This is a genomic window from Aurantimonas sp. (assembly GCF_964217435.1).
Lineage (GTDB): Bacteria > Pseudomonadota > Alphaproteobacteria > Rhizobiales > Rhizobiaceae > Aurantimonas > Aurantimonas coralicida.
On record NZ_CAXPJM010000002.1, the window covers coordinates 131,225 to 156,980 of the forward strand.

Annotated in this window: 23 protein-coding genes; 7 read left to right on the top strand and 16 right to left on the bottom strand. The window is 67.3% G+C overall.

Annotated elements, in window-relative coordinates; all coding sequences use genetic code 11:
* Nucleotides 1–34 precede the first annotated feature (34 nt).
* Nucleotides 35–1,108 carry a multiple monosaccharide ABC transporter substrate-binding protein gene (chvE, locus tag ACEQX1_RS00695; RefSeq protein WP_370196410.1) on the bottom strand — a complete coding sequence of 358 codons (1,074 nt, stop codon included), beginning with the start codon at nt 1,106–1,108 and terminating at the stop codon, nt 35–37.
* A 56-nt stretch (nt 1,109–1,164) separates the two neighbouring features.
* Nucleotides 1,165–1,977, bottom strand: a complete 813-nt coding sequence (locus tag ACEQX1_RS00700; RefSeq protein WP_370196411.1) for a FadR/GntR family transcriptional regulator — start codon at nt 1,975–1,977, stop codon at nt 1,165–1,167.
* Nucleotides 1,978–2,296: 319 nt separating this feature from the next.
* Between ACEQX1_RS00700 and ACEQX1_RS00705 the strand changes: the two genes are divergently transcribed.
* The 3 genes from ACEQX1_RS00705 (at nt 2,297) to ACEQX1_RS00715 (ending at nt 4,812) form a co-directional block, all read left to right on the top strand.
* The gene (locus ACEQX1_RS00705) at nt 2,297–3,043 is read left to right on the top strand and encodes an SDR family NAD(P)-dependent oxidoreductase (RefSeq protein ID WP_370195406.1); all 747 of its coding nucleotides are present in this window, start codon (nt 2,297–2,299) and stop codon (nt 3,041–3,043) included.
* A gap of 38 nt (nt 3,044–3,081) precedes the next feature.
* Nucleotides 3,082–3,924 (top strand): fumarylacetoacetate hydrolase family protein, encoded by an 843-nt coding sequence (locus ACEQX1_RS00710; RefSeq protein WP_370196412.1) that lies wholly within the window; start codon nt 3,082–3,084, stop codon nt 3,922–3,924.
* Between the two features lie 618 nt (nt 3,925–4,542).
* The gene (locus ACEQX1_RS00715; RefSeq protein ID WP_370195404.1) at nt 4,543–4,812 is read left to right on the top strand and encodes a hypothetical protein; all 270 of its coding nucleotides are present in this window, start codon (nt 4,543–4,545) and stop codon (nt 4,810–4,812) included.
* Nucleotides 4,813–4,904: 92 nt separating this feature from the next.
* Here the strand turns inward: ACEQX1_RS00715 and ACEQX1_RS00720 are convergent, their stop codons facing one another.
* The 4 genes from ACEQX1_RS00720 to ACEQX1_RS00735 form a co-directional block, all read right to left on the bottom strand.
* Nucleotides 4,905–5,489, bottom strand: coding sequence for an ABC-type transport auxiliary lipoprotein family protein (locus ACEQX1_RS00720; protein ID WP_370195403.1), 585 nt, complete (start codon nt 5,487–5,489; stop codon nt 4,905–4,907).
* A gap of 94 nt (nt 5,490–5,583) precedes the next feature.
* Nucleotides 5,584–7,533 carry an MlaD family protein gene (locus ACEQX1_RS00725; RefSeq protein WP_370196413.1) on the bottom strand — a complete coding sequence of 650 codons (1,950 nt, stop codon included), beginning with the start codon at nt 7,531–7,533 and terminating at the stop codon, nt 5,584–5,586.
* Complete coding sequence (locus tag ACEQX1_RS00730; protein WP_024351081.1) at nt 7,533–8,381, bottom strand: ABC transporter ATP-binding protein; 849 nt, start codon at nt 8,379–8,381, stop codon at nt 7,533–7,535. Before ACEQX1_RS00730 ends, ACEQX1_RS00725 begins: the two co-directional genes overlap by 1 nt.
* Nucleotides 8,362–9,495 carry an ABC transporter permease gene (locus ACEQX1_RS00735; protein WP_035695022.1) on the bottom strand — a complete coding sequence of 378 codons (1,134 nt, stop codon included), beginning with the start codon at nt 9,493–9,495 and terminating at the stop codon, nt 8,362–8,364. Before ACEQX1_RS00735 ends, ACEQX1_RS00730 begins: the two co-directional genes overlap by 20 nt.
* 251 nt (nt 9,496–9,746) lie before the next feature.
* Between ACEQX1_RS00735 and dgcA the strand changes: the two genes are divergently transcribed.
* Complete coding sequence (gene dgcA, locus ACEQX1_RS00740; RefSeq protein WP_370194025.1) at nt 9,747–10,727, top strand: N-acetyl-D-Glu racemase DgcA; 981 nt, start codon at nt 9,747–9,749, stop codon at nt 10,725–10,727.
* 52 nt (nt 10,728–10,779) lie between these two features.
* Here dgcA and ACEQX1_RS00745 read toward each other — a convergent pair whose 3' ends face one another.
* Nucleotides 10,780–11,808 (bottom strand): glycosyltransferase family 4 protein, encoded by a 1,029-nt coding sequence (locus ACEQX1_RS00745; RefSeq protein WP_370194023.1) that lies wholly within the window; start codon nt 11,806–11,808, stop codon nt 10,780–10,782.
* A gap of 1 nt (nt 11,809) precedes the next feature.
* Nucleotides 11,810–12,652 (bottom strand): UDP-2,3-diacylglucosamine diphosphatase, encoded by an 843-nt coding sequence (locus ACEQX1_RS00750; RefSeq protein ID WP_188077157.1) that lies wholly within the window; start codon nt 12,650–12,652, stop codon nt 11,810–11,812.
* A 203-nt stretch (nt 12,653–12,855) separates the two neighbouring features.
* Here ACEQX1_RS00750 and ACEQX1_RS00755 point away from each other — a divergent pair, with 203 nt between their 5' ends.
* The gene (locus ACEQX1_RS00755) at nt 12,856–15,162 is read left to right on the top strand and encodes an NADP-dependent malic enzyme (RefSeq protein WP_370196414.1); all 2,307 of its coding nucleotides are present in this window, start codon (nt 12,856–12,858) and stop codon (nt 15,160–15,162) included.
* A gap of 36 nt (nt 15,163–15,198) precedes the next feature.
* Here the strand turns inward: ACEQX1_RS00755 and gltX are convergent, their stop codons facing one another.
* From gltX to ACEQX1_RS00775, 4 genes are all read right to left on the bottom strand, one after another.
* Nucleotides 15,199–16,572: a glutamate--tRNA ligase gene (gene gltX / locus ACEQX1_RS00760; RefSeq protein WP_370194020.1), complete on the bottom strand. Its 1,374-nt coding sequence runs from the start codon at nt 16,570–16,572 to the stop codon at nt 15,199–15,201.
* 59 nt (nt 16,573–16,631) lie between these two features.
* The gene (locus tag ACEQX1_RS00765) at nt 16,632–17,912 is read right to left on the bottom strand and encodes an MFS transporter (protein ID WP_370194019.1); all 1,281 of its coding nucleotides are present in this window, start codon (nt 17,910–17,912) and stop codon (nt 16,632–16,634) included.
* A gap of 148 nt (nt 17,913–18,060) precedes the next feature.
* A complete protein-coding gene (locus tag ACEQX1_RS00770) occupies nt 18,061–18,357 on the bottom strand; it encodes a hypothetical protein (RefSeq protein ID WP_370194018.1) in 297 nt (98 codons plus the stop codon).
* 38 nt (nt 18,358–18,395) lie between these two features.
* The gene (locus ACEQX1_RS00775) at nt 18,396–20,012 is read right to left on the bottom strand and encodes a nitrilase-related carbon-nitrogen hydrolase (RefSeq protein WP_370194016.1); all 1,617 of its coding nucleotides are present in this window, start codon (nt 20,010–20,012) and stop codon (nt 18,396–18,398) included.
* Between the two features lie 277 nt (nt 20,013–20,289).
* Here ACEQX1_RS00775 and ACEQX1_RS00780 point away from each other — a divergent pair, with 277 nt between their 5' ends.
* Nucleotides 20,290–20,970, top strand: coding sequence for a DedA family protein (locus tag ACEQX1_RS00780; RefSeq protein ID WP_009209888.1), 681 nt, complete (start codon nt 20,290–20,292; stop codon nt 20,968–20,970).
* Here the strand turns inward: ACEQX1_RS00780 and ACEQX1_RS00785 are convergent.
* The 4 genes from ACEQX1_RS00785 to ACEQX1_RS00800 all read right to left on the bottom strand — a co-directional run bounded on the left by ACEQX1_RS00785 (nt 20,924) and on the right by ACEQX1_RS00800 (nt 24,701).
* Nucleotides 20,924–21,514, bottom strand: coding sequence for a hemerythrin domain-containing protein (locus tag ACEQX1_RS00785; RefSeq protein WP_370194015.1), 591 nt, complete (start codon nt 21,512–21,514; stop codon nt 20,924–20,926). The genes ACEQX1_RS00780 and ACEQX1_RS00785 overlap by 47 nt on opposite strands.
* A 37-nt stretch (nt 21,515–21,551) precedes the next feature.
* The gene (locus tag ACEQX1_RS00790) at nt 21,552–22,349 is read right to left on the bottom strand and encodes a dioxygenase (RefSeq protein ID WP_370196415.1); all 798 of its coding nucleotides are present in this window, start codon (nt 22,347–22,349) and stop codon (nt 21,552–21,554) included.
* 172 nt (nt 22,350–22,521) lie between these two features.
* Complete coding sequence (locus ACEQX1_RS00795) at nt 22,522–23,901, bottom strand: class II 3-deoxy-7-phosphoheptulonate synthase (protein ID WP_228240911.1); 1,380 nt, start codon at nt 23,899–23,901, stop codon at nt 22,522–22,524.
* A gap of 155 nt (nt 23,902–24,056) precedes the next feature.
* Nucleotides 24,057–24,701 carry a gamma-glutamylcyclotransferase family protein gene (locus tag ACEQX1_RS00800; RefSeq protein ID WP_024351068.1) on the bottom strand — a complete coding sequence of 215 codons (645 nt, stop codon included), beginning with the start codon at nt 24,699–24,701 and terminating at the stop codon, nt 24,057–24,059.
* Nucleotides 24,702–24,835: 134 nt separating this feature from the next.
* On the opposite strand from ACEQX1_RS00800, the gene ACEQX1_RS00805 reads away from it, so the two are divergent.
* Nucleotides 24,836–25,750: an alpha/beta fold hydrolase gene (locus ACEQX1_RS00805; protein ID WP_370196416.1), complete on the top strand. Its 915-nt coding sequence runs from the start codon at nt 24,836–24,838 to the stop codon at nt 25,748–25,750.
* Nucleotides 25,751–25,756 lie beyond the last annotated feature (6 nt).

Genomic DNA, 25,756 nt, shown 5'->3' on the forward strand with positions numbered 1-25,756 from the left:
AGGGCGGACGCCGGCAGGCGCCCGCCGGATCGCCCTACTTGATCTGGTCTTCGGTGTAGTAACCGCCGCCGACCAGGACCTCTTCCCAGTTCTCCTCGGTGACCAGCACCGGCTTGAGCAGGTAGGACGGCACCACCTTGACGCCGTTGTCGTAGGTCTTGGTGTCGTTGACCTCGGGCTCGTTGCCCTGCAGCACGGCCTCGACCATGTTCACGGTCACCTTGGCGAGCTCGCGGGTGTCCTTGAAGATGGTGGAATACTGCTCGCCGCGCAGGATCGCCTTGACCGAGGGGACCTCGGCGTCCTGACCGGAGACGATCGGCATCTTCTGGTCGCCCGAGCCGTAGCCGACGCCTTTCAGCGAGGAGATGATGCCGATGGACAGGCCGTCATAGGGCGACAGCACGCCATGCAGCTGCTGGTCGGTGTAATTGGCCGACAGGAGGTTATCCATGCGGGCCTGCGCCACCGCGCCGTCCCAGCGCAGCGTGCCGACCGTGTCCATGCCCATCTGGCCGGAGACGATCTTGACCTTGCCCTCGTCGATCAGCGGCTGCAGCACGCTCATGCCGCCGTCGTAGAAGAAGTAGGCGTTGTTGTCGTCCGGCGAGCCGCCGAACAGCTCGACGTTCCAGGCCTCGGCATCGGGGAAGCGCTGCTCCAGGCCGGCGACCAGGGACTCGGCCTGCTGCACGCCGACCTGATAATTGTCGAAGGTGGCGTAGTAGTCGACATTCTCGCTGTCGCGGATCAGGCGGTCATAGGCGATCACCGGAATGTCCATCGCCGCGGCATTGGCCAGCACGTTGGAGAGCGTCGTGCCGTCGATCGAGGCGATGACCAGCGCGTCGACGCCCTTGGTCACCATGTTCTCGATCTGGGCGAGCTGGTTGGGGATGTCGTCCTCGGCATATTGCAGGTCGGTGGCATAGCCGGCCGCTTCGAACTGCTTGACCATGTTGTCGCCGTCGGCGATCCAGCGGGCCGAGGATTTCGTCGGCATGGAGATGCCCACGGTGCCCTTGTCCTGCGCGCTCGCACCGAGCGGCACCGACAGCGCCATGACCGTCGCGGCAAGCCCCGCGATCAGCGTCTTCGTCACGTTCATGATTGTCCTCCCTGGACCTTGGTTCGGCGCATGACGCGCCCTCTGCAATGCTCCCGTCACGGCGCAGACCTTGCGCCGTGATCCCGTTCGCGGATGCCGGCATCGGTATCGCCGGCCTCGCCCGCATCTTCGCCCCGGCTGCCGTCATCGGCGTAGAGGGCGAGGATGACGTCGTTGAAGGCACTCTCGATGAGCCTTCGCATGAACAGTTCCGCCGCCTCCCGGTCGCCGGCGAGGATGGCGTCCATCACCCGGCCATGCTGGCGCAGCGTCTCCTCCTGCGGGTTCTGCCGCCAGGACAGGGAGAAGGAGATCGACAGGCTGCGCTCGATCATCGCGCCCAGCGACACCAGCATGGGGTTTCCGGTCGCCTCGAGGATGACCCGGTGAAAGGCGAGATCGGCGGCGATCAGCTCCGGCGAGCCGCGCGGGTTCTCGCGCATGCCGGCCATTGCCGCCTGGAGCCGCGCCGCCTGGTCCGGCGAGATCCGGTCGCAGGCGAGCCGTGCCGCCTGGGGCTCGTTGATCAGCCGCATCTCGTAGAGCGACTCGATGAAGGGGCGCCGGATCGCGGCGGTCAGGTGCCAGCCCATCACGTCCGGGTCGAGCATGTTCCACTCGATCCGCTCGCGCACCCGCGTGCCGACCTTCGGACCGACGCTGACCAGCCCCTTGGCGACCAGATGGCGGACGGCCTCGCGCACCACGGTCCGCGAGACTCCGTATTGCGTCTGCAACTCCTTTTCGGTGGGCAGTGCCTCGCCGCAGGCCAGCCGGCCGGACGCGATCCGGCGGCCGAAAGTGGCCGCCAGGCTCATGGTGCGGCTGGCCCGCTCTCCATGCATCGTCCGCGCATTCGCCTGAAGCACCTTGCCGAGCCTCCCCTCTCTGCAATGGTCGGATGATTGCGTGAAGTACCGTCCGGAGGCAACCGCAAATTGCTTCGACTATGGTCTATAGTCGTACCTTACCTCGCGGATCGGCGAGCCGTGTCGGTCGACGATGCCGACGGGGCGCCCCCGCTGCCGGCGCGGCCAGACCGGCCCATCCCGTCGCCGGATCAACGTATACATTGCAACCGCCGGGTGGATATGGCATCCCGGCGGGAACGCGATGGCGGCGAAGCCGCGGGGACCGGCTCGGCGGGACGGTGCGAACGGCCATCGGCGCGACTTCTGGGGGGATGTCATGAACAAAATCGATCTCGAAGGCCGCATCGCGATCATCACCGGCGGGGCGCGCGGCATCGGCTATGCCACGGCCGAGCGCATCATCGAGAGCGGTGGATCCGTCGTCCTCTGGGACATCGACGGCGCGGCGGTCGACAAGGCGGTCGCGGATCTGGGCGCGCGCGCCAGCGGCACGGCCGTCGAACTGACCGACGAGGCGGCCGTCGCCGCTGCCACGCGGCAGGCGATGGACGCCGCCGGCAAGATCGACATCCTGGTCAACAATGCCGGCATCACCGGCGGCAACGGCAAGACCTGGGACTTGGCGCCGGACGTCTGGCGCAAGACCATCGAGGTCAATCTGATCGCGCCGTACATTACCAGCCGGGCGATCGTGCCGCTGATGATGGACGCCGGCTACGGCCGGATCATCAATGTCGCCTCTATCGCCGGCAAGGAAGGCAATCCCAATGCCTCGCATTATTCCGCATCCAAGGCCGGCCTGATCGGGCTGACCAAGTCACTAGGCAAGGAGCTCGCCGGCACCGGCGTCCTCGTCAACTGCATCACCCCGGCCGCCGCGCGCACCTCGATCTTCGACCAGATGAGCCAGGAGCATATCGACTTCATGCTTTCGAAGATCCCGCTGCAGCGCTTTCTGGAGCCGGCCGAGGTCGCCGCGATGATCGCCTGGCTTGCTTCGGAAGACTGTTCCTTCACCACCGGTGCGGTGTTCGACATTTCCGGCGGCCGCGCCGTCTACTGATCCCTCCCCAACCCATCGACACAATGCGAAAGGACGCCATGAAACTCGTTCGCTACGGCCCTGCGGGCCAGGAAAAACCCGGCATGATCGACGTCGACGGCCAGCTGCGCGATCTCTCCGGCCAGGTCGCCGACATCTCCGGCGATATCCTGTCCGACGCCGGCATCGCCAGGCTCGCCGCGCTCGATCCGGCCTCACTGCCGGCGGTCGACGGTTCGCCGCGCTTCGGCCCCTGCGTCGGACAGACCAGCAAGATCCTGTGCATCGGACTGAACTATTCCGACCATGCCGCCGAGACCGGCGCCGAGCCGCCAACGGAGCCGATCGTCTTCGCCAAGGCGCTCAACGCGCTGTGCGGCCCGAATGACGACGTCGAGATGCCGCGCAACTCCGAGGCCCTAGACTGGGAGGTCGAGCTGGCCGTCGTCATCGGCACCAAGGCGAAATACGTCTCGGAAGCCGACGCGATGAACCATGTCGCCGGCTTCGCCGTGATGAACGACGTTTCCGAGCGCGACTTCCAGACCAAGCGCCAGGGCCAGTGGACCAAGGGCAAGAGCCACGACACCTTCGGCCCGCTCGGCCCCTGGCTGGTGACGCGCGACGCGGTCGCCGACCCGCACAACCTCTCCATGTGGCTCGACGTCAATGGCGAGCGCCGCCAGACCGGCAACACCAACACGCTGATCTTCAACGTGCCGCATGTGGTGTCGTACCTGTCGCAGTTCATGACGCTGATGCCGGGCGACGTCATCTCCACCGGCACGCCTCCGGGCGTCGCCATGGGCATGAAGCCGCCGCAGTATCTGAAGGTCGGGGACATCATGACCCTCGGCATCGAGGGTCTGGGCGAGCAGAAGCAGACCGTCATCGCCGCCTGAGCGGCCATGCACTGACATCGAAAGGCCTCCGTCGCGATTCGCGGCGGAGGCCTTTTGCATTCGGGCTGTAAAACGCCGCCGGCAACTGCGTCTTGCGCACCGCTGGCGCCTACAACGCCAGCCCCGCCGGGCGCTCGGCACCACGGCCCCTTAACGTTGGGGAATACGTGCGTTTCGACGCGAAAACCGGACACGTCTTTCTTGCGACCGATGGTCTATCGAAAGTACTCTTCGCTGCGTATTGGGCCTGACCCGGCCAGCAAACACCGGAGTCAGATGACGATCGTTCGCGCCCCTGCGGCACGAGAGCGGCAAGCGAGTGCCGGCGGCGTCCCTAGCCAACGCAACGAATGCAGTCACGAAATCCGCAACAATGGAAGGACCACCATGCGCGAGAGCACTGAATTCAAGAACCAGCGGGATGGCATGCGGGCAGCGTACCGCACGACGGGCAATGAGGAAGGCGCTGTCGCTCTATACGCCAGCTTCGAACGAGACGGTCGTGTGACCCGTCGTAGCGACGTTCGGGGTACTACCCCCGAACAGTATGCGCGCGCGCTACTGCATGACGGCCAGCGCAAGGGTTGGCTTTGACTGCGCGATTACAGGACAAGCACCATGCCCAAACGCCAGAACGCCTCAGGACGCTCCTCGTACAAGCACTTACGGTTCACCGCAAAGGTGCCAACCAACCCGCGCCGGCCCAATACCCACGGCGGTCGCGTGTTCGAGCTGATCCTCCGCAATCCCGGCATCGGATATTATGATCTGAAGCACAAAGCCATTGCCGTGGAGCAGGCCCTCGGCATACCGCAAGGCCGCATGTCTGGCCTCAGCAACCATCTCGCGTGGGACCTAAATCGCGGGCACATCGAGGGCGAAGGCTAAGGCCTTCGCCACCCGCGACCGACCTGAACACAGCCCACCGGCATGTGAACCGCGCTCGCCTCACGTGCCGCCTGCCTTCGATTGGCCAGAGACTAGACGAGCTGGATCGTCCAGGCGACGATCTCGGCCGAGACCTGTTCGAACGCCTTGTCCAGCGCTGCGACGAAGGCCGGGTTGCCGGCGCCGTTGACGGGGGCCTGGGCACTGAAGATGCGGGTGCGCACGACGGTGCCGTTGCGATCGTTCAGCACCTTCACCGAGATCTGCACCTCGGCGGTCGGCGCCCCGGTTACGTCCACCTCGAAGCGGCGGATCTCCATCACCAGCTGGTAGTCGATCGCCAGCCCCTGCCCCGGCACGCCGATGGCGCCGATCGAACCGGTGTTCTCGAAGGCCTGCAGCAGGCGCAGCTGGACGAGCCGCGGCAGGCGGTCGCTCCACTGGCTGTCGCCGAGGAACTGGATCGAGTTGGGCGACGGCTTGACGATGATCCGCTTGCTGTCGATCGTCTCAAGCGCCGTCGGCTCCGGAATGAGGAGCTGGCGCCGGGACTTGCCCTCGCGCACCTCGCTGAACGGCGGCGGCGAGATCTCGTAGGTGTCGGGCGGGGTCGACGCGCAGGCCGAAAGTCCGAGCGCCAGAAGCGCGACAAAGCTCGATTTCAGTGCTGCGCGCATAAAATTGGTACACCTTGACCCGGTCGCCGACAGCCCCGGTTGCTTGCATCCGCAACCCGGCCTGTCAACGAAAGCTTTCGTTTACCCACAGCCGCTAGCGGCGGGTGCGGCCGTCATACTGCTTCACATCCTCGCCGCCGTAGATCAGCCGGCTCGGATTTGTGGTGAAGTCCTCGACGGCACTGTCGATGCGATCGACCGTGCGATTGACGTTGCTGATCAGCCCGCGCACCTCGCGCAGGCCCTCGCCGGAGAAGCGCTGGAGATTGGCCGAGATCGGCGTCACCTGAGTCTGGATCGAATCCGCCGCCCCGCGCACCGAGCGCAGTGCCCGGGCCAGATCGACGCCCAGGCTCGTGCCGTCGCCGGCGCCCGCCAGCACCCGGTTGACCGAGTTCACGACGCTGTCGATGCGGCCCGACGCGGCCGAAAGCTGCTCGCTGGTCGTCTTGGCATTGGTGATGATCGCGTCGATGTCCTCGCGCCGGGCGCCGACATCATTGGCGACCTTGGCGATGGAATCGGCTGCGGCGGCGACGTTGCCGGTAGCGGCGGAGACGTTCTCGACCGCCGTGTTGACCTTGCCCGGATCGATCGAGGCGAGCAGCGTGTCGAACTGCGTCCGCGTCTCGGTGAAGCCGGTCAGCGTCGTGTCGAGGGTCTGCACCGTGCGGTCGACGCCGTCGATGATCGACTGGATCTGCTCGGTCTTGCCGCTGACGGCGCCGGTCACGCGCTGGACGTCGCCGATGGCCTGGTTGACCGTGGCGGAATCGACCGAACCGATGAGCGCGTTCGCCGAGGCGACCGCCTCGTTGAAGCCTGTGCTCGCCTGGGTGATGTTGTCGGTGATCGGGCCGAGGCTCGCCAGGAGCTTGTCCACGTCTTCGCTGCGCTCGACGATGGTGGTGGTGATCCGGTTGACGTTCTGCGCGGCGTTGGACGCGCCGGCAATCGCCGAATTGATCGCTTCCTTCTGGGCGCCGATGGTCTCGGCCAGCGACGAGACGTTCTCGGCCGCCGAGGAAATGCCCTCGATGGTCTTCGACACCTGCGCCGGGTCGATCGCCGCGACGACCGTGTTGGCCGATTGCAGCGTCGTGTCGAGCCGGTCCGCCACCGCCGTCGCCTTCTCGGCCAGCGGACCGAGATTGCTGACGAAGCTGTCGATGCCGGTGGTGTTGCGGCGGATCACGTTGCCGACCTCGCCTACGCTGTCGGCCGCCGTCTGCACCGAGGCGAAGATGCTGTCGAGATTGTCCGACTGGGCACGCAGCGTGTCGGAGACGGCGGCGACATTGTCGACCACTGTGCTGACCGACGTCGGGTCGACCGCGTCGAGAATGTTCTTGGCCTGCTGGATGGCGCCCGGCAGCTCTTCAGCCACCGTGTTCGCCGAACTCGACAACTGGCTGAGACTGGTGAGGAAATTGTCGATGTCTTCGGAGTTCTCCGCAAGGCTCGCCGTGAAGGTCTCGATGTTGCGCGAGGTCTGGGCGACGTTCTCGACGGTCGTCTCGACCGACGGCCCGACGGTGCCCACGAGGCTCTCGAACTGGCCGAGAATGCTGTTGGCGCGGTCGGCGATGTCGCGCGCCGTCGCCAGGATGTCGGTCACGTCGGACGGATTGGCCTTGATGACGGGCACGGTCCCCTGCTCGGCGGCTTCGCCGATGATGTCGGCCTCGTCGGCCTGGCCGCCCTTCAGCTCGACGAAGGCGGCGCCGGTGAGGCCCTGGAAGCCGATATTGGCCTGTGTCGATGCCTTGATCGGCAGGTCGGGATCGACCTCGGTGGTCGCGATGACGACTTCGGGATTGTTGGAATCCAGCCGCAGCGCCTTCACCGAGCCGACCGGCAGGCCGTTGAACAGCACCTGGCTGCCCTGCTGCAGGCCGGTGACCGAGCCCTCGATGCGCACCAAAAGCCGCACGCGTTCGCTGCCGCTGGTGGCGAAGATCGCCCAGTAGACGAAGCCGAAGGACAGGGCGATGACCAGCATCGTGAACAGCCCCACCCGGACGTAATTGGCTTTGGTTTCCATCAGGCGGCTCCCACGGGGGCATTGGCGGTTTGGGTCGGCTGGACGATCGTGCGGGCGCGCTTGCCCCGGAAATACGAATGCACCCAGGGATGGTCGAATTCCAGCATCATCGACAGCGGCCCCTCGACCAGCACCTTGCGTTCGCCGAGAACCGCGATCCGGTCGCAGGCCTGGAACAGGCTGTCGAGGTCGTGGGTCACCATGTAGACGGTGAGGCCCAGCGTATCGCGCAGGGTCATGATCAGCTGGTCGAAATCGGCGGCGCCGATCGGGTCGAGACCGGAGGTCGGCTCGTCGAGAAAGACGATGTCGGGGTCGAGCGCCAGGGCGCGGGCCAGCGCCGCACGCTTGATCATGCCGCCCGACAATTCGGACGGGAACTTGTCGGCGGCGTCCGGCGCAAGGCCGACGAGGTCGATCTTCAGCCGCGCCAGCTCTTCCATCAGGCCGGGCGACAGGTCGAGATATTCGCGCATCGGGACCTGGATGTTCTCCAGCACAGTCAGCGACGAGAACAGCGCGCCGTGCTGGAACAGGACGCCCCAACGACGCTCCACGGCCAGCCGCTCGGCATCATCGGCCCGCTCGTAGTCGGTGCCGAGAATCTCGATCGTGCCGGCCTGCTTGGGATTCAGCCCCAGGATGGTGCGCAGCAGGACCGACTTGCCGGCGCCCGACGGCCCGACGAAGCCGAGGATCTCGCCGCGCCGCACGTCGAGGTCGAGATTGTCGAGAATGGTCTTCTCGCCGAAACTCACGGTCACGCCGGTCGCGCGGATGATGACGTCGTCATCGTCCGGCGTGGCGCGGCCGTTGGGCGAAGGCCTATCAGAGTCCGATGGATGCATAGAAAATCGCGAACAGGCCATCCATCAGGATGACGAGGAAAATGGATTTGACGACGGATGCGGTGACGCGCAGGCCGAGGCTTTCGGCGCTGCCGCCGACCTTCATGCCCTCGGCCGAGGCGATCAGGCCGATCATCACCGCCATGAACGGCGCCTTGATGACGCCGGAGAACACGGTGAACATGTCGACGGAGTACTGCACGCCCTGGCCGAAGCTGGCGAAGCTGATCCCCGAATACATGTTCAGCGTCAGCATCGCGCCGAGCAGGCCCGCCAGATTGGCGATGAAGGCCAGAAGCGGCAGCACGATGACCAGCGCCACGAGGCGCGGAAACACCAGGACGCCGATCGGGTTCAGGCCGATGACGTGCAGCGCGTCGATCTCCTCGCGCATCTTCATCGAGCCGATCTCGGCGGTGATCGCGCTACCGGACCGGCCGGCGATCATGATCGCGGTCAGGAGCACGCCGATCTCGCGCAGGATGAGGATCGCGGCGAGATTGACGGCGTAGAGCTCGCCGCCGAAGCGGCGCAGCTGGAAGGCGCCCTGCTGGGCGATGATGGCGCCGATGAGGAAGCTCATCAGGAAGATGATCGGCACCGCGCGCAGGCCCATCTGCTCGACCTGCGCGAAGATCGCGGCGGGGCGGATCTGGGTCTTGCCGGTCAGGCGCTGCACGCCGCCGACCATCGCGCCGCCGATGATGTTGAGGGCGACGACCATCTCGTCCTTCACCGCGACCGATCCCCGGCCCGTGGCCGCGACGAGGTCGACGATGCGGTTGGTCTTCCGCTTTTCCGGCTGCGGCCGTTCCCGGTCGAGCGCCTTGCGCACGACGTCGAAGAGCGGCTGGTCGCGATCGCTGACCGCCTCCAGCCGGACGTCGCGGCCATTCGCTTCGAGGTCGCGGACGAGCTTTTCCAGAAGCAGTGCACCGGCCGTATCGATCCGCGCGACGTCGCCGCAATCGACGACGACCTGCCGGCCGAGATCGGCCGCGCCGGCCTCGGCGACGGTGTCCTCGACCGAGCCGACGGTGCGCGCCAGCCAGTCGCCCGACGCCCGCAGCACAAGCCCGCCGTCACGCTTCTCGCCTTCGAGAGCAGGCGCCACCGTGGAACGGCGGCCTCCGGCCGGACCGGAGGATGGGGCTACGGAGCCATCAAGCATCGATATGCGACTTCACTCCCTTGGAAGAACCTGCTCGAGAACCATGTCAGCGCCACAGGCGGGCACCACGCTTGACGCGGTGCCGATTCGCGGCGACGCAGAGCCGGGGCCTATCTGGCACCACCTTTAGGCGTCCAGTCACGTCTTGTCATGGAATGACCGCCGCAGCGGCGGCCGTTGAGGATGTTTTCACCATGCCGCGTCGTCTTTCAGTCACAGTCGAGCATTTCCCGCTGGCGCAGGAGTTCCGGATCGCCCGCGGCGCCAAGACCGAGGCGGTGGTCGTGACGACCCAGATCGGCGACGAGTTCGGCGAGGGCCGCGGCGAATGTGTGCCCTATGCGCGCTATGGCGAGAGCATCGACAGTGTCCGCGAACAGATCGAGGAGGTGCGCGCGGCGATCGAGGCCGGCGCGTCGCGCGAACGGATCGGCGAGCTGCTCCCGGCGGGTGCCGCCCGCAACGCGGTCGACTGCGCCCTGTGGGACCTGGAAGCCAAGTCGAACAGCCGCAGAGCCGCATCGATCATCTGCGGCAGCGCCCCGCGCCCGGTGGAAACGGCCTATACGATCGGGCTCGGCGATGCCGACAGCATGGGGGCCGCCGCCCGCGTCGCCAACCGCTCGCTGTTGAAGGTCAAGGTCGGCACGGACAACGATGTCGGCCGCATCCGGGCCGTTCATGCCGCCTCGCGGCACTCGAAACTGATCCTCGACGCCAATGAAGGCTGGAGCGCCGACAATATCCGCGAGCACATGCTGGCGGCGGCCGCGGCCAACGCCGTCCTCGTCGAGCAGCCGCTGCCTGCCGGTAACGACGCCATCCTCGCCGACATTCCGCATCCGGTGCCGATCTGCGCCGATGAATCGGTGCACACGGCGGACGATCTCGACAAGCTGGTCGGGCGCTATGACTTCGTGAACGTCAAGCTCGACAAGACCGGCGGCCTGACTGAAGGCCTGCGGCTGGTTGAGCGCGCCCACGAGATGGGCTTCGGCGTGATGATCGGCTGCATGGTCGGCACCTCGCTGGCGATGGCGCCGGCGGTGCTGCTCGCGCAGGTGGCCGAGTTCGTCGATCTCGACGGGCCCCTGCTCCTGGCCAAGGACCGCAGCGGCGGCCTCGTCTATACGGATGCAACCGTCTCGCCGCCGAGCCCGAAGCTCTGGGGCTAGGCGATTTGTCTCTGCCGAGGATGCAACGCATTTGGCGCTTGCGTCGAAGCGGTCAGCCGGCGAGCTGCAGTTCCGGCTGCACCTGCAGGGCCTCGGTCGCCGACAGGAAGATGTCGGCGCAGGCTTCCCAGCTATAGGCGAGCGAGCGCTCCAGCGCGTCGGCCCGCTCCAGCGTCAGCGCGGCAAGGCACGCCTCGCGCAGATCTGAGGAGATGCAGCCGGCCTTCGTGTCGCCGACGACATCCAGCGGTCCGGGCTCCGGATAGGCCGCCACCGGTACGCCGCAGGCCAGTGCCTCGATCAGCACGATGCCGAAGGTGTCGGTGAGCGAAGGAAACACGAAGACGTCGGCAGCGGCGTAATAGCTGCTGAGTGCCTCCCCGGTCTGGCTGCCGGCAAAATGCACGCCCGGATAGCGCCGGCGCAGTTCGGGCAGCATCGGCCCGTCGCCGACGACGACCTTGGAGCCCGGCAGGTCGAGATCGAGAAAGGTCTCGATGTTCTTTTCCGGCGCGACCCGCGAGACGGTCAGGAAGACCGGTCCCGGCAGTCCGAGATCGACCTTCGGCTGCGGCCGGAACAGGCTGCGGTCGACGCCGCGGGTCCAGGTCACGAGATTGGCGAAGCCGAGCCCCGCCAGCGTCTGGCGCATCGATTCGGTCGGCACCAGGCAGGCGGTGGCCGGCGCATGGAAACGCCGCAGCAGCGCATAGGTCAGGTTCTCCGGGATCGGCGCCCGCTTGCTGAGATATTCGGGAAACCGCGTGTGGAAGCTGGTGGTGAAGGGACGGCCGGCCCGCAGCGCCGCCCGGCGCGCCGCATAGCCGATCGGGCCTTCGGTGGCGATGTGGATGACGTCCGGCTGATAGTCGCGGATGATGCGGCCGAGCGCGTCGGCCGACGCCAGCGCCAGCCGGATTTCCGGATAGGTCGGACAGGCGACGGTGCGAAAGTCGGTGGGGCCGACGATGCGCACGTCCCTGCCCCGGCCGCGAAGCTGCTGGGCAAGGCTCGACAGCGTGCGCACCACGCCGTTGACCTGCGGCTCCCAGGCGTCGGTGGCGATCAGGATGCGGGTCATGTCAGGCCGCCTCGACGCGCGCCGCGTCTGGTTCTGCCGTCTCGCGCTCGGAGGCCGTCTCGGGCGCCGCTGAGCGCTCGCCGACCAGATGCGCCCAGTGGATGAGCTCGAAGGAGCCGTCATGGCGCTCGGCTACGGCGGTGCAGCTTTCGACCCAGTCGCCGGTGTTCACATATTCGACCGCGCCGTGGCGGGTCATCTGGGCATGGTGGATATGGCCGCAGATGACGCCGTCGCAGCCGTGGCGCGCCGCCTCGTCGGCAAGCGCGGTTTCGAAGGCGCCGATGAAATTGACGGCGTTCTTGACCTTCAGCTTGGCCCATTGCGAGATCGACCAATAGGGAAAGCCGAGCCGGCGGCGGACATAGTTGAAGACGACATTGATCGAGATCGCCATGTCGTAGGCCCAGTCGCCGAGATAGGCGAGCAGCCGGGCGTTGCGGACCACCACATCGAATTCGTCGCCATGCATCACCAGGAAGCGGCGGCCGTCGGCGGTGGTGTGAATGTCGGTGCGCTTGACCTCGACACCGCCGAAATGATGGCCGGGAAAATCGCGCAGGAACTCGTCGTGATTGCCGGGCACATAGACGATACGGGCGCCCTTGCGCGCCTTGCGCAGCAGCTTCTGCACCACGTCGTTATGGGCCTGCGGCCAGTGCCAGGAGCGTTTCAGCCGCCAGCCGTCGATGATGTCGCCGACGAGATAGATCGTCTCGGCATCGTGCAGACGCAGGAAGTCGACCAGCATCTCGGCCTGGGCCGCCTTGGAGCCCAGATGCACGTCGGACAGGAACAATGTCCGGAAATGCCGCGCCGTCGTCAGCTTGTGCATGGTCGCCATCCCGTGCCTTGCCCCGGTTAAAGCCTTTGCGTTGCTCGGGAAATGCACGATTCTGATTGCAGTCGTGTGACGCTCCGGCAGCTCGCTTCCGGCGGTGGACGAGCGGCGTGGTCCGGTTGCCTGCCGGGATCGATACGTTAGAAGAAGCGCGACACGTCGCCGCCGCCATCATCGCGCTGCGACGCCGGGATGGAGGAGCAGGAATGTCCGAACAGGAAACCGCCAAGGATCGGCCGAACATGGGCGATCTCGACGAACAGGCCCTCTTCTATCACCGCTATCCCAAGCCCGGAAAACTGGCGATCCAGGCGACCAAGACCCTGGGCAACCAGCGCGATCTGGCGCTGGCCTATTCGCCGGGCGTCGCCGCGCCGTGCCTTGCCATCGAGGCCGATCCGTCGCTGGCCGCGATCTATACCAGCCGCGCCAATCTCGTCGGCGTGGTCTCCAACGGCACCGCCGTCCTCGGTCTCGGCGACATCGGTCCCCTCGCCTCCAAGCCTGTGATGGAAGGCAAGGCGGTCCTGTTCAAGAAATTCGCCGACATCGACGTCTTCGACATCGAGATCGACGCCCACGAGATCGACCATATCTGCGACGTCGTCGCGGCGATGGAGCCGACCTTCGGCGGCATCAACCTCGAGGACATCAAGGCGCCGGAATGTTTCGAGGTCGAGTCGCGGCTGCGCGAGCGCATGGCGATCCCGGTCTTCCACGACGACCAGCACGGCACCGCGATCATCGTCGCGGCGGCGATCCGCAACGGCTTGATGCTGGCCGGCAAGTCGCTGGAGAACGCCAAGATCGTCACCTCCGGCGCGGGTGCGGCGGCGATCGCCTGCCTCAATCTCCTGGTCGAGCTCGGCGCCAAGCGCGAGAACATCACCTGCACCGACATCGAGGGCGTGGTCTATGAAGGCCGCGAGAAGCGGATGGACCGCTGGATGGCGGTCTATGCGAAGAAGACCGACAAGCGGACCCTCGCCGAGGTCATCGACGGGGCCGACGTCTTCTTGGGCCTGTCGGCCGGCGGTGTCCTGAAGCCCGAGCTCCTGGAAAAGATGGCCGCCAAGCCGATGATCATGGCGCTGGCCAATCCGAAGCCGGAGATCATGCCGGACCTCGCCAAGCAGGTGCGGCCCGACGCGATGATCTGCACCGGGCGGTCGGACTTCCCGAACCAGGTCAACAACGTCCTGTGCTTCCCCTACATCTTCCGCGGCGCGCTGGACTGCGGTGCCACCGGCATCACCGAGGGCATGAAGACCGCAGCGGTCGACGCCATCGCGGCGCTGGCCCGCGAGGAGGTTTCCGAGGTCGCGGCCAAGGCCTATGGCTCGGACACGCCGGTCTTCGGGCCGGATTATCTGATCCCCGCCCCCTTCGATCCGCGGCTGATCCTGAAAATCGCCCCGGCGGTTGCCAGGGCCGCCGAGGCCGACGGCGTCGCGGCGCGCCCGATCGAGGACATGCCGGCCTATCTCGACCGGCTGAACCGCTTCGTCTTCCGCTCCGGCCTGATCATGAAGCCGATCTTCCGCATCGCGACGGATTCCGGCAAGCGGGTGATCTTCTCCGACGGCGAGGACGAGCGGGTGCTGCGCGCCGCCCAGGTGCTTCTGGAAGAGAAGATCTGCGCGCCGATCCTGATCGGCCGTCCCGGCGTCATCGCCGCCCGGCTCGAGCGCTACGGCCTGCGCATCCGGCCGAACGAGGATTTCGAGGTCATCAACCCCGAGGACGATCCGCGCTACCGCGACTATGTCGACCATTATTTCTCGAAGGTCGGCCGCAAGGGCGTCAATCCGGACACCGCCCGCACGATCGTGCGCACCAACACCACGGTGATCGGCGCCGTCGCAGTGTCGCGCGGCGAGGCCGACGCGCTGGTCTGCGGGCTGGAGGGGCGTTTCCCGCACCATGTCCGCGACATCAGCCAGGTCGTCGGCGTGCGTGACGAGGCGCACAAATTTGCCGCCATGAGTCTCCTGATTTCGCAGGAGGACACCAAGTTCTTCCTCGACACCTATGTCCAGCGCGATCCGTCGGCGGAAGATCTGGTGGAGATGACGCTTCTGGCGGCGGCCGAGATGCGCCGCTTCGGCATCGAGCCGAAGGTCGCCCTCGTCTCGCATTCCAATTTCGGCTCCGACGACACCAGCGCGACCCGCAAGATGCGCGACGCCGTGAAGATGCTGAAGGCGCGGGCACCGGAACTGGAAGTCGACGGCGAAATGCATGGCGATTCGGCGCTGAACACGACGATGCGCGAGCGCACCATGCCGCAGTCGACGCTGAAGGGCGAAGCCAACCTGCTGGTCTTCCCGAATATCGACGCCGCCAACATCACGCTGAACGTGGTCAAGGAAATGACCGGCGCCCTGCATGTCGGGCCGATCCTGCTCGGCGTGTCGTCGCCGGCCCATGTGATGACGCCGTCGGTGACCTCGCGCGGCGTGGTCAACATGGCCGCCATTGCCACCGCCCAGGCGGTGCAGCTCAGCGACTGATCAGACGCGCCCGGCGAATCCTCGCCGGGCGCTCACCTAACCCAGGCGGGCGAGCGTGCGCTGCCGGCCAATGAGCGGCAGCAGGGCGGCGAGTTCCGGCCCGTGGTCGCGGCCCGTCAGCGCCAGGCGCAGCGGCATGAACAGCGCCTTGCCCTTGCGCCCGGTCGCCTGCTTCAGGGCGCCTGTCCATTCGCGCCAGGTCTCGGGGCCGAACGCTCCCTCCGGCAGACTGTCGCGCGCCGCCGTCACGAACTGCCGGTCCTCGTCGGAGAGCTCGGGCGTCCGGTCGGGATCGCCGAAGGCCACCTCGACCCATTCCGCCGCATCGGCAACACGCGCGCAGTTGGCCCGCACCGTCAGCCAGAACGCCTCGCCGTCTTCCGACGGTACGCCCATGGCCGCGAGCCGGTCCGCGACATCGGCGTAGAGCATGGCATGGACGAGATCGGCGTTGAGTCGGTCGAGCTCGGACGGATCGAATTTCGACGCCGATTGCGAGCTGCCCTCGAACTGCATCCGCTCCGCCAGCGCCGCGAGATCCGGCATGGCGTCAATGGCGCCCGGCAGGCCGACCAGCACCGCGAGGGACGCCACGGCCATGGGTTCGAGGCCGGCTTCGCGCAGCGAGACCAGCGACAGGGCGCCGGAGCGCTTCGACAGCCCCTCGCCCGACACCGTGGTCAGCAGATTGTGATGACCGAAGACCGGCGGCGTCAGGCCCAGCGCCTCGAAGATGGCGATCTGGACGCCGGTATTGGTGACGTGGTCGTCGCCCCGGATGACATGGGTCACGCCGACATCGCCGTCATCGACGATGGACGGCAGGGTGTAGAGATAGCTGCCGTCGCCGCGTATCAGTACCGGGTCCGACAGCGAGGCGAGATCGACGGTCTGGGGACCGCGCACGAGGTCGTCCCAGTGGATCTCGGTGCGCTGCGGCCGCAAGGGATCGTCGGCGAAGTTCGGCAACAGGAACCGCCAATGCGGCCTGCGCCCCTCGGCTTCCAGGGCCTGCCGCTCGTCGTCGGTCAGGCGCAACGCCTCGCGGCCATAGACCGGCGGCAAATTGCGGGCGGCCAGCCGCTTGCGCTTGCGGTCGAGTTCGTCCGGCGTCTCGTAGCAGGGATAGAGCAGGCCCGCCGCCTTCAGCCGCTCGGCGGCGGCATCGTAAAGCGCCAGGCGCTCGGACTGGCGGATGACGCGATCGGGCGCGAGGCCGACCCAGGCGAGATCGACGGCGATCTGGTCGGCGAATTCGGTGCGCGAGCGCTCCTTGTCGGTGTCGTCGAAGCGCAGCACGAAGCGGCCGCCCTGCCGCTGCGCGAACAGCCAGTTGAACAGCGCGGTGCGCAGATTGCCGATATGCAGATGCCCGGTGGGCGACGGCGCGAAGCGGACGGTGACGGTCATGGCCTCGACCTAGCGAACGCCGCGCCGGGTGGCAATCGGCACAGGTGGCGACGGGCCAATCAGGTCTCGTGCGGCTGCGGGTCGATGCGGTCGACGGTGCGGCCTGCCCCCGGCGCGGGCGCGTTGCCCAGATTCGCTTTCGGCGCCAGCCGGCCGGCAAGCAGCGCCATGGCGATGGTCATCACCAGGCAATAGACGCCCATCGCATCGATCTGCAACGGGTACGGCACGCCCAGATCGATGAGGATGCCGGTGACGCCTGGCCCGAGAGCCGAGGCCAGCACCATCAGAGCCACGGTCAGCGAGCGGATCGCACCGAGATGCTTGACGCCGTAGAGCTCCGGCCAGAGGGCGCCGAGCAGCGTCGAGGAGAAGCCGTTCGACACGCCGAGGCAGATCATGAAGACGAAGATCGCCGCCTCGGCGGTGAAATTGGCCGCGATGAAACAGGCGATCGCCAGCGGGATCAGGAAATAGGGCAGCAGCCGGAGCGCGCTGTAGCGATCGACCATCCAGCCGCAGACCAGCGCGAAGACGACGGTGACCGCCGACATCACCGCGAAGCCCGCGGCGAAGACCTCCAGCGACCAGCCGCGCAGCTCGGTCAGGTAGACCTGATGGAAGAACAGGGTGGTGCCGATGAAGGGCGGCGCCAGAACGCTCATCGACACGAGGTAGAAGCGCGGGCTGCGCAGGACCTCGGCCATGGTCCAGTCGGCAACATTCGGGATCGGCGTTCCGGGCGGCTCGGACTGGGGATCGCGCTCGCGATGGACCAGCGCGACGATGGTCGGGAGCGCGACGAGGATCAGGATCGCGGCGCTCGCGACCCAGGTGCCGCGCCAGCCGAAGGCACCGGCGGCGAGCACGAAGATCAGCGGAAAGAAGCCGGTGCCGGCGTGATTGCCGAGGGTGACCAGCGCCATGGCCCGGCCGCGATTGGCGGCGAACCAGCGCCCCGTGGTGGTCATGGAGATCTCGGTCATCATGCCCTGGCCGAACAGGCGCAGCAGGTAGATGGCAAGGATCAGCAGCGGCACCGAGCTCGACACCGCCATGGCCAGCGTTGCGATGGCGAGGCAGACGACGGTGACCGCCGCAACCCGCCAGGCCGGATAGCGGTCGAGGGTCCAGCCGAGAAACGGCAGCGTCGCGGCGCTGGCGAGGGTCGCCAGCATGTAGATCATGCCGAACTCGCCATTCGTCAGATTGTAGTCGCGGCGGATATCGCCATTCGACAGCGAGACGAAGAAGGTCTGGCCGAAGGACGAGAAGAAGCACAGGAGGAAGCCGCCGCCGAGCCAGCGCGCATTCGTGCCGATGAAGGTCAGAAACTGCATGGAACTCCGGGCCGTAGGCGGCATCGCCGGGCGGGCCCGAAGGCGGCGCGGCGGAAAAGACCGTCTCCCTTAGCATTTGCGGGGCCGCGCGCGCCAGAGCGCCCGTGTCGCGACATCGCAGAGCGTCAGCCAGCCATGGTTCCGAGGGTCAGACCGCGACGCGAATGGGCATGCCCGTCGCCAGCAACCAGCCGAACAGTAGCAGGCCGGCGATCAGGAAGACGCCACCGAGCACGAGCTGGCGCGCGGCATAGCGGCGTTCGGGCTCGAGCTCGGCACCGAAGGCACCGGCCCGCAGGACCTGGAAATAGTCGCCGAACTGGAAGCTCGCGCGGTGCCCCTTCGCCTTCCAGATGCGGCGCATGACGAGGAAATACCGCAGCATGAACAGCGCCCCGACGGCAACGCCGACGGTGGCGAGCGTATCGGGCGGTGGTATCTCCATCGGGTCGTCTCCTTGCGTGTCGGCCGGCGAAGCGGCGGTCAGATGCGGCGGGTGCGCGGTTGGGTGTCTCCTGTGTCCAGTCGCAGACCGGGCGTGGTCGGCGGCCGGAGCAGCGCAGTCCGGATCAGCTTCGCGGCGATCGCTTGTACCGTTGCCCGGTCGAATCCCGCCGCTGCGACCGCGTCGACATCGCCGCCGCAGGCAGCAAGCCGCTCCGCGACCATCTCGGCGTCCTGCGCACCCGTGTCGTCTGTCGACATTCCCGACGGGTTGGCGACCGGCCATTCGGGGATCGGCATTGCGTCCGCACCAAAACCATCGGTAGGACGATGGCCGCGGCGCCACTGTGCAAGGTCGGCGAGATCACTGCGGGACAGATCGGCGATCGGGTTCAGACCGGCGGCCCAAACGCCATCGGCCTCACCGTTGCCGAGGCGCAAAGCCGTCCGGCTTGCCGCCCCGAGCACAGCCGCGCCGGTGCGCTCGGCCAGGGCGACAAGCAAGGCCCCACGCATCTGCGCGCGCGCCGCTCTCGACGCGGCGACGCCCGACACGTGGTCGCCGGTATCCAATGCCGTGAAAACAGATCCCATCGGCGCGACGTGGCACGCAATCCCCAGCGCGGCAGCGCCGGCCATCACCGCGTCCGTATCGGCAGCTTCGCTGTCCGGGTCCGGCGTCAAGAGGCCCTGCACGCGCGACGGCCCCATCGCATCCACGGCCATGGCCGCGACGATCGCCGTGTCGGCGTCGCCATGCAGTCCGAGCGCGACCGTTTCCGCGCCCTGCACTTCGGCATGGGCGCGGATGGCGCTGACGCAGGCGCACCAGATGGCTTCCTCCGGCCCCGGCAGATCGACCACCTCCCGGGTCTCGCAGCGCCAGCCCGCCTCGGTCCGCTGCCAGTCGGACAGGAAGAGTCCGGCCGCGAATTGCGGGCCTTGCAGCGCCAGCGTCCGGTCGGCCTGGAAGGCGAAGCCGCCGCCATCCATCACGCCGTCGCCCGTCCCGCCGATGCCATTGACGAACACCAGCGGCAGATCGGTCTCGATCACCTGCCGCAACACCGCCTGATGGCGCCGGTCGATCCCGTCGCGGCGAAACGGCACGGCGCTGGGCGCCAGCAGCATCTCGGCGCCGGATTCGGCCAGGGTCTCGCAGACGTCGAGATCGCCCCAGAGATCGTCGCCGATGGGTATGCCGAGGCGGAGGCCGCGAAACGCCACGGGCCCGGGCATCGGTCCTGCCCGGTAGGCGGGCGGCGCCTCGAAGCTGCGGACGTGCGGCAGGTCGACCCGGTCGCGCCAGGTCAGGATGCGCCCGGCATCGAGGACAGCGACCGAATCGTACACGCCGTCATCGCTGCGGCGCGGGCTGCCGATCACAAGGCCGGGTCCGCCATCGCCGGTGTCGGCCGCCAATTGGTCGACCGCGTCCATGCAGGCCGACACGAAGGCGGCGGCGAGCGGAATGGCGGGATGCGGAGAGCCGGCCAGGAAGCTTGCGGGAAAGACGATGAGTTGAGCCCCCGCGCGAGCCGCCTCGTCGCGGGCCGCCCGTGCCTTCGCGAGATTGCCCGCGATGTCGCCCGGGATCGCCGCGATCTGGGCGATGGCGAGCCGCAGCCGTCCGTTGAGATTGTCGTCGTGCGGCATCGTCAGCCTGTTCCGGTTGTCGCCGCGCCGCGCCTTGCGGGATGGCGTTGCCGCCCCTTAGCAAGGCGGCTGGCCGCATGCGAGCCCACCCGGCATGCGAGCGCTCCGGCCCGTTTCCGGAACGCTGCGGACCGCACCTGTGCGACACCGTGCATAGCGAGAACGCACGAAGCCACTTTTTTGCGCCTCAAAACTCTGCAACAAGCGCCGCCAGACTGGAACGCGACGGGACGGTCGGCGGCTGCACGCCGTTTTCGCCGCGATGTTCGGAGCCCACGTGTACGAAATCCTGCGCCTCATTTCCGAATTCGGACCGATCATCGTCCTTGCCGGGACGTTCTTCGAAGGCGAGGTTTTTGCGATCATCGGCGGGTTTCTGGCCTATCGCGGCACCTATCCGTTCCAGATGATGATCGCGCTGGCCTTCGTCGGCTCCTTCATCGGCGACTTCGCCGTGTTCCTCTTTGCGCGCTATTCGTCGAATCACCGTTGGGTGGCGCGTTGGCGCAGCCGCAAGAAATTCGCCAAGGCTCTGCAGCTCGTCGAGCGCTACCAGGCGTTCTTCGTCATCGTGAACCGCTATATCTACGGCCTGCGCATGCCGGGGCTGATCGCACTCGGCCTGTCGCGCATCTCGATCGCCCGCTTCGCCATCCTCAATCTGATCGGCGCGGCGCTCTGGGCCGGCATCTTCACCAGCGTCGGCTATGTCTTCGGCTATTCCATCGGCTCGGTCTTCGCGCGGCTGGAAGTTATGGAGCGCGGTCTCGGCATCACGCTGGCGGTCATCGCCGTCGCACTGACCCTGTGGTTCGCCTGGCGGCAATGGGGACCGGCCCTCATCAGCCGGGTGCGCAACGGCCGCGGCCCGGACGACGACCAGCGCCGGCTGCCCTCCAAGCTCGCCCGGATCAAATCCCGATCGCAGCCTCTCCGCGGTCCAGGATCAGAGGAATGATCAGGTCCTCCTCGTCGGCGAGATGCCGCACGAGGCGATCGAGCAGCCGGCCGCTCGCTTCGGCATAGGCGTCGCCCGCATAGCGCGCTGCATCCGGCGGCACCGCCCCGCCGCCCGTCTCCTCGGCCAGAAACCGGTTCGCCGTTTCGGCGACCGCCATCAGGTCCGCGTGGATCACCTCATGGTCGTTCTCCAGGAGCTCGAAGCCCGGCGCGAGGCCGGTTTCGGCGCGCACGAAGACCGGAAAGTAGTGGTGGTCCTCGATCTGGTGATGCTCCTCGAGTTGGGTCAGGAAGAACTGCAGCCGCGGCGCGAACCAGCGGCGGAACGGGTCGAGCGCCACCTCGCCCTCGCGGTGCTGCGACAGCGCCTCCTGCATGGCCGCACCGAGTTCGCGGAACATGTCGTGGCGCTGCAGCCAGAACCGGGCCGTCGCGCCGAGATTGGCATGATCGGTCCATGTCTCCCGCGGGTATTTCCGCAGCAGTTCGGTCAGATCGGCCGGCAGGCCGGTGCGGGTGTCGAGGTCGAAACTCTGCTTCATCGCTGCTGAACCTGCGTGCTCATTCCCATGTCCGCCGTCAGCGGAACGCGAAGGCGTCCATGGACAGGACGCCGAAATCCCGGCTGGCATGCAGCCATTCGCCTTTGGCGCCCGACCCTGCCGCCCCGAGTGCGACATGCAGCGGCATGAGATGCTCGTCGGTCGGATGGTTCTTCTCGGCAAACGGCGCCCGTCGGCGGTAGTCGGCCAGGGCCGCCCGGTCGCCGGCAACGAGCCGGTCGCCCATCCAGTCGACGAATTGCGTCACCCAGTCGGGCGTCGCATCGACCCGGATGCCCTGCCTGATCCGGTCGAACGCTTCCGGCAGATTGTGGGTGAAGGACCCCGAGCCGATCACCAGCACGCCCTCGCCCCGCAGATCCGACAGCGCCCCGCCGAGGTCCAGATGATAGGCGGCATCGCGCGTCGGATCGACCGACACCTGCACGACCGGAATGTCGGCGCCCGGATACGCCAGCAGGAGCGGCACCCAGGTGCCGTGGTCGAAGCCACGCCCGGCGACGGCTTCCGCATCGAACCCCGCCTCCGCAAGAAGGGAGACGATCCGCTGCGCCAGTTCGGGATCGCCCGGCGCCGGATAGCGCATCTGGAACAGCCGCGGGTCGAAATTGCCGAAATCGTGGATCGTCTCCGGCGCCGCATCGCTCGTGACGCCGACGCGGCCGTCACGCTCGAAATGGGCGCTGGCGACGAGGATCGCGCGCGGCACCGGCAGGTCGGCGGCGAGCCTCCGCAGGAAGGCGGCGGCCTGCGTATCGGCGACGGCGGTATCGGGCGCGCCGTGGGAGAGGAAGAGCGTCGGCATCGCGGACATGGCGGGAACTCCGTTCGTGCCTCCCAGCCTAACCCGTCACGGGCGCGGCGGCAGGCCCGCATATCCCGACAGACCGTCCACCCCTCAAACGAAAACCGGGCGCATCGCTGCGCCCGGTTCCCATCTTATCCTGTGCGCCGGCCGTTGCCGACAGCGCGAAGTGGCATGAGCCTCAGCCGGCGGCGACCTTGCGGGCCGCGTCCTCGGCATGGTCCTTCTTGACCAGCTCGGCGACGAGGAAGGCCAGTTCCAGCGCCTGGTTGGCGTTGAGGCGCGGATCGCAATGGGTGTGGTAGCGATCCGACAGATCCTCGGCCAAGACCGGCCGCGCACCGCCGGTGCACTCGGTCACGTCCTTGCCGGTCATCTCGATATGGATACCGCCGGCATGGGTGCCTTCCGCCCGGTGGACGTCGAAGAAGGTCTGCACCTCCGACAGGATCCGGTCGAAGGGCCGGGTCTTGTAGTCGTTCAGCGTGATCGTGTTGCCATGCATCGGATCGCAGGACCACACGACCTTGCGCCCTTCCCGCTCGACCGCGCGGACGAGCTTGGGCAGATGCGCCTCGACCTTCTCGTGGCCGAAGCGGGTGATCAGCGTCAGCCGGCCGGCCTTGTTGTCCGGGTTCAGCCTGTCGATCAGGCGCAGCAGCGCATCCGGCTCCATGGACGGGCCGCATTTGAGGCCGATCGGGTTCTTGATGCCGCGGCAGAACTCGACATGGGCATGGTCTTCCTGGCGGGTGCGATCGCCGATCCAGATCATGTGGCCCGAGGTCGCGTACCAGTCGCCGGAGGTCGAATCGACCCGGGTCATGGCCTCTTCATAGCCGAGCAGCAGCGCCTCGTGGCTGGTGAAGAAATCCGTTTCGCGCAGCGAGGGATGGCTCTCCGCGTCGATGCCGATCGCCCGCATGAAGTTCATGGTCTCGGAGATGCGGTCGGCCAGCGCCCGATAGCGCTCCGCCTCGGGGCTGCCCCCAACGAAGCCGAGCATCCACTGATGGACGTTGTCGAGATTGGCGTAGCCACCCTGGGCGAAAGCGCGCAGCAGGTTCAGCGTCGCCGCCGACTGCCGGTAGGCCATCTCCTGGCGCTCCGGGTTCGGAATGCGCGAGGCCTCGTCGAACTCGATGCCGTTGATGATGTCGCCGCGATAGGACGGCAGCGTCTTGCCGTCGCGGGTCTCGTTGTTGGACGAGCGCGGCTTGGCGAACTGACCGGCGATGCGGCCGACCTTCACCACCGGCTGCGAAGCCGCGAAGGTCAGGACGACGGCCATCTGCAGGAAGGCGCGGAAGAAGTCGCGGATGTTGTCCGCGCCATGCTCGGCGAAGCTCTCGGCGCAGTCGCCGCCCTGCAGCAGGAATCCGCGGCCTTCTGCGACTTCGGCCAGCGAACGGGTCAGCTTGCGCGCCTCACCCGCAAAAACGAGCGGCGGATAGGTCGCCAGACGCTTCTCGGTGTCGGCGAGCGCCGCCGGATCCGGATAGTCCGGTACCTGCTCGATCGGCATGTTGCGCCAGCTCGACGGGGTCCAGTCCTTCGCCATCACATCACTCCTGACCGGTGCGCGCCGGCCGTTCTTCTCGTTGTTCGCTTTGCGAAATTGCGGCCGTGGACGTCACGATCTGACCATCCGCTCCGGCCGGGGCCGCGTTTAAGCATGTCCGGCTGAAATTGTCATCCTTCTCGGGTTCCGCGGCGTCAGATGGCCGGATCCGGATCGATCAGCCGTGCCCCGCGCGCCGCGACCAGCCGGTCGAAGAGCTCGGGTTCCCCGGGCTCCAGCGTCACCGGACGCGGGTAGCGCGGCGCGGCGCGATCCCGCAGCACCCGGGTCTCGAAGCCTTCCGTCTCGTCGACGAAACGGCGCAGGCCGTCGTCGCCGTAAAGGGTCCGGAACCCCTGCATCACCGCATCGAGATAGCTCTGCAGGATCGCGGCCTGCAAGTCGCCGGCATCGGCCGCGCCGCGATGCGCCTCGTAGATATAGATCGGAATGTCGGCGACAGGCGGTCCGTCTACCGTGAGCTTGGAGAGATCGACGATCCGCCGGGCATAGCCGGCCTCGCGCTCGTCCACCGACGGCAGATGGTCGGCGAGATCGTAGACGACGACGCCGTCGATGGCATGGGTGTCGTTCGGCTTGACCGACAGGAGCGCCATCTCGGCGGCAGCGTCGCGCGGCAGCCAGAAGCGCTGCCAGCCGGCCACGCTGGCACGGCGAATGCCGAGAAACTTCGTGCGCAGCGTCCGCCGGTTGACCAGCGAGCCATAGCCGAAATAGGCGACGACCCGCCCCTCGGCGGCCAGCCGCGGCAGGTCCGGGTGATCGTCGTGAATATCCATGGCGCGGCTCTAACGGAATGGGCGCGCAGATCAAGAGCGGCGGCCCCCTCGTCGCGGCGGTGTGACCGACGGTGCGGTATGCCCCGTCGCGATTTAAACGTTGACGTAAACGGAAGACTGGACACATTGGCGGCATGGATATCGCCGCGACTGCTCCCGCCTCCGCCCGCCCCGTTGCTGGGCGCGACCTCACCCTGAAGACGGCCGATGGCGTGACGCTGCCGGCGACGCTGTTTCGCGCCGAACCGGCCGGCGACGGGCCGGCCGTGCTGATCTCGGCGGCTGCGGCCGTCGAGCGCCGCTTCTATCGCGGCTTCGCACAGCATCTGGTCGACCAGGGCGCCCGCGCCGTTCTCACCTATGATTATCGCGGCATCGGGGCTTCCGCCCGTGATCGGGGCGCCGGCGCATACCGGATGCAGCATTGGGGCACGCAGGATTTTCCGGCTGCCCTCGCCGCGCTGGAAGCGGCCGCAGGTGAAGGGCCGGTCGTCGGCATCGGCCATTCCTTCGGCGGGCTCGCCATCGGCCTCAGCGGCCTCTCGGCGCGGTTCGACCGCTATGTGATGGTCGCCTCGCTCAACGGCTGGTACGGGCGCACCCGCGAGCCCCTGTCGGTGTTCGCCCGGATGAACCTTCTCGGCGTGCCGATGTCGCGGCTAACCGGTCGCATTCCCGGTTCGATCGGCTTCGGCACGGCGCTGGCCGGCCCGGTCTTTCGCGACTGGGCGCGCTGGTGCCGCCGGCGCGACTTCTTCTTCGGCGATCCGGCCGTTCCGGAAGCCGCCCGCTTCGCCGATGTCCGGCTGCCCTTGCTGTCGGTGGGGATCGAGGACGATCAATGGGGCACGCCGGCCGCCGTCGGGGCCCTGCTTCAGCGCTTCGAAAATGCCGAGCTGTCGGAGATCTGGCTCTCGCCACGCGACGCCGGCGGCCCGATCGGACACAACGGCTTCTTCCGGCGCGACATGCAGGCGAGCCTCTGGCCGGTCGTGACCGACTACCTCCTGACCGGCGTCGAGCCGGTCCGGCCCCCGTCGCCGGCCTGAGGGTTT

What these genes read in the sequence shown, in the direction of transcription:
- ACEQX1_RS00765 (WP_370194019.1), bottom strand. Translation starts at nt 17,912, where the DNA reads ATGCAGTTTCTGACCTTCATCGGCACGAATGCGCGCTGGCTCGGCGGC.
- ACEQX1_RS00795 (WP_228240911.1), bottom strand. Translation starts at nt 23,901, where the DNA reads ATGGCGAAGGACTGGACCCCGTCGAGCTGGCGCAACATGCCGATCGAG.
- ACEQX1_RS00770 (WP_370194018.1), bottom strand. Translation starts at nt 18,357, where the DNA reads ATGGAGATACCACCGCCCGATACGCTCGCCACCGTCGGCGTTGCCGTC.
- dgcA (WP_370194025.1), top strand. Translation starts at nt 9,747, where the DNA reads ATGCCGCGTCGTCTTTCAGTCACAGTCGAGCATTTCCCGCTGGCGCAG.
- ACEQX1_RS00805 (WP_370196416.1), top strand. Translation starts at nt 24,836, where the DNA reads ATGGATATCGCCGCGACTGCTCCCGCCTCCGCCCGCCCCGTTGCTGGG.
- ACEQX1_RS00775 (WP_370194016.1), bottom strand. Translation starts at nt 20,012, where the DNA reads ATGCCGCACGACGACAATCTCAACGGACGGCTGCGGCTCGCCATCGCC.
- gltX (WP_370194020.1), bottom strand. Translation starts at nt 16,572, where the DNA reads ATGACCGTCACCGTCCGCTTCGCGCCGTCGCCCACCGGGCATCTGCAT.
- ACEQX1_RS00800 (WP_024351068.1), bottom strand. Translation starts at nt 24,701, where the DNA reads ATGGATATTCACGACGATCACCCGGACCTGCCGCGGCTGGCCGCCGAG.
- ACEQX1_RS00730 (WP_024351081.1), bottom strand. Translation starts at nt 8,381, where the DNA reads ATGCATCCATCGGACTCTGATAGGCCTTCGCCCAACGGCCGCGCCACG.
- chvE (WP_370196410.1), bottom strand. Translation starts at nt 1,108, where the DNA reads ATGAACGTGACGAAGACGCTGATCGCGGGGCTTGCCGCGACGGTCATG.
- ACEQX1_RS00750 (WP_188077157.1), bottom strand. Translation starts at nt 12,652, where the DNA reads ATGGCGACCATGCACAAGCTGACGACGGCGCGGCATTTCCGGACATTG.
- ACEQX1_RS00720 (WP_370195403.1), bottom strand. Translation starts at nt 5,489, where the DNA reads ATGCGCGCAGCACTGAAATCGAGCTTTGTCGCGCTTCTGGCGCTCGGA.
- ACEQX1_RS00755 (WP_370196414.1), top strand. Translation starts at nt 12,856, where the DNA reads ATGTCCGAACAGGAAACCGCCAAGGATCGGCCGAACATGGGCGATCTC.
- ACEQX1_RS00705 (WP_370195406.1), top strand. Translation starts at nt 2,297, where the DNA reads ATGAACAAAATCGATCTCGAAGGCCGCATCGCGATCATCACCGGCGGG.
- ACEQX1_RS00790 (WP_370196415.1), bottom strand. Translation starts at nt 22,349, where the DNA reads ATGTCCGCGATGCCGACGCTCTTCCTCTCCCACGGCGCGCCCGATACC.
- ACEQX1_RS00715 (WP_370195404.1), top strand. Translation starts at nt 4,543, where the DNA reads ATGCCCAAACGCCAGAACGCCTCAGGACGCTCCTCGTACAAGCACTTA.
- ACEQX1_RS00745 (WP_370194023.1), bottom strand. Translation starts at nt 11,808, where the DNA reads ATGACCCGCATCCTGATCGCCACCGACGCCTGGGAGCCGCAGGTCAAC.
- ACEQX1_RS00785 (WP_370194015.1), bottom strand. Translation starts at nt 21,514, where the DNA reads ATGAAGCAGAGTTTCGACCTCGACACCCGCACCGGCCTGCCGGCCGAT.
- ACEQX1_RS00710 (WP_370196412.1), top strand. Translation starts at nt 3,082, where the DNA reads ATGAAACTCGTTCGCTACGGCCCTGCGGGCCAGGAAAAACCCGGCATG.
- ACEQX1_RS00725 (WP_370196413.1), bottom strand. Translation starts at nt 7,533, where the DNA reads ATGGAAACCAAAGCCAATTACGTCCGGGTGGGGCTGTTCACGATGCTG.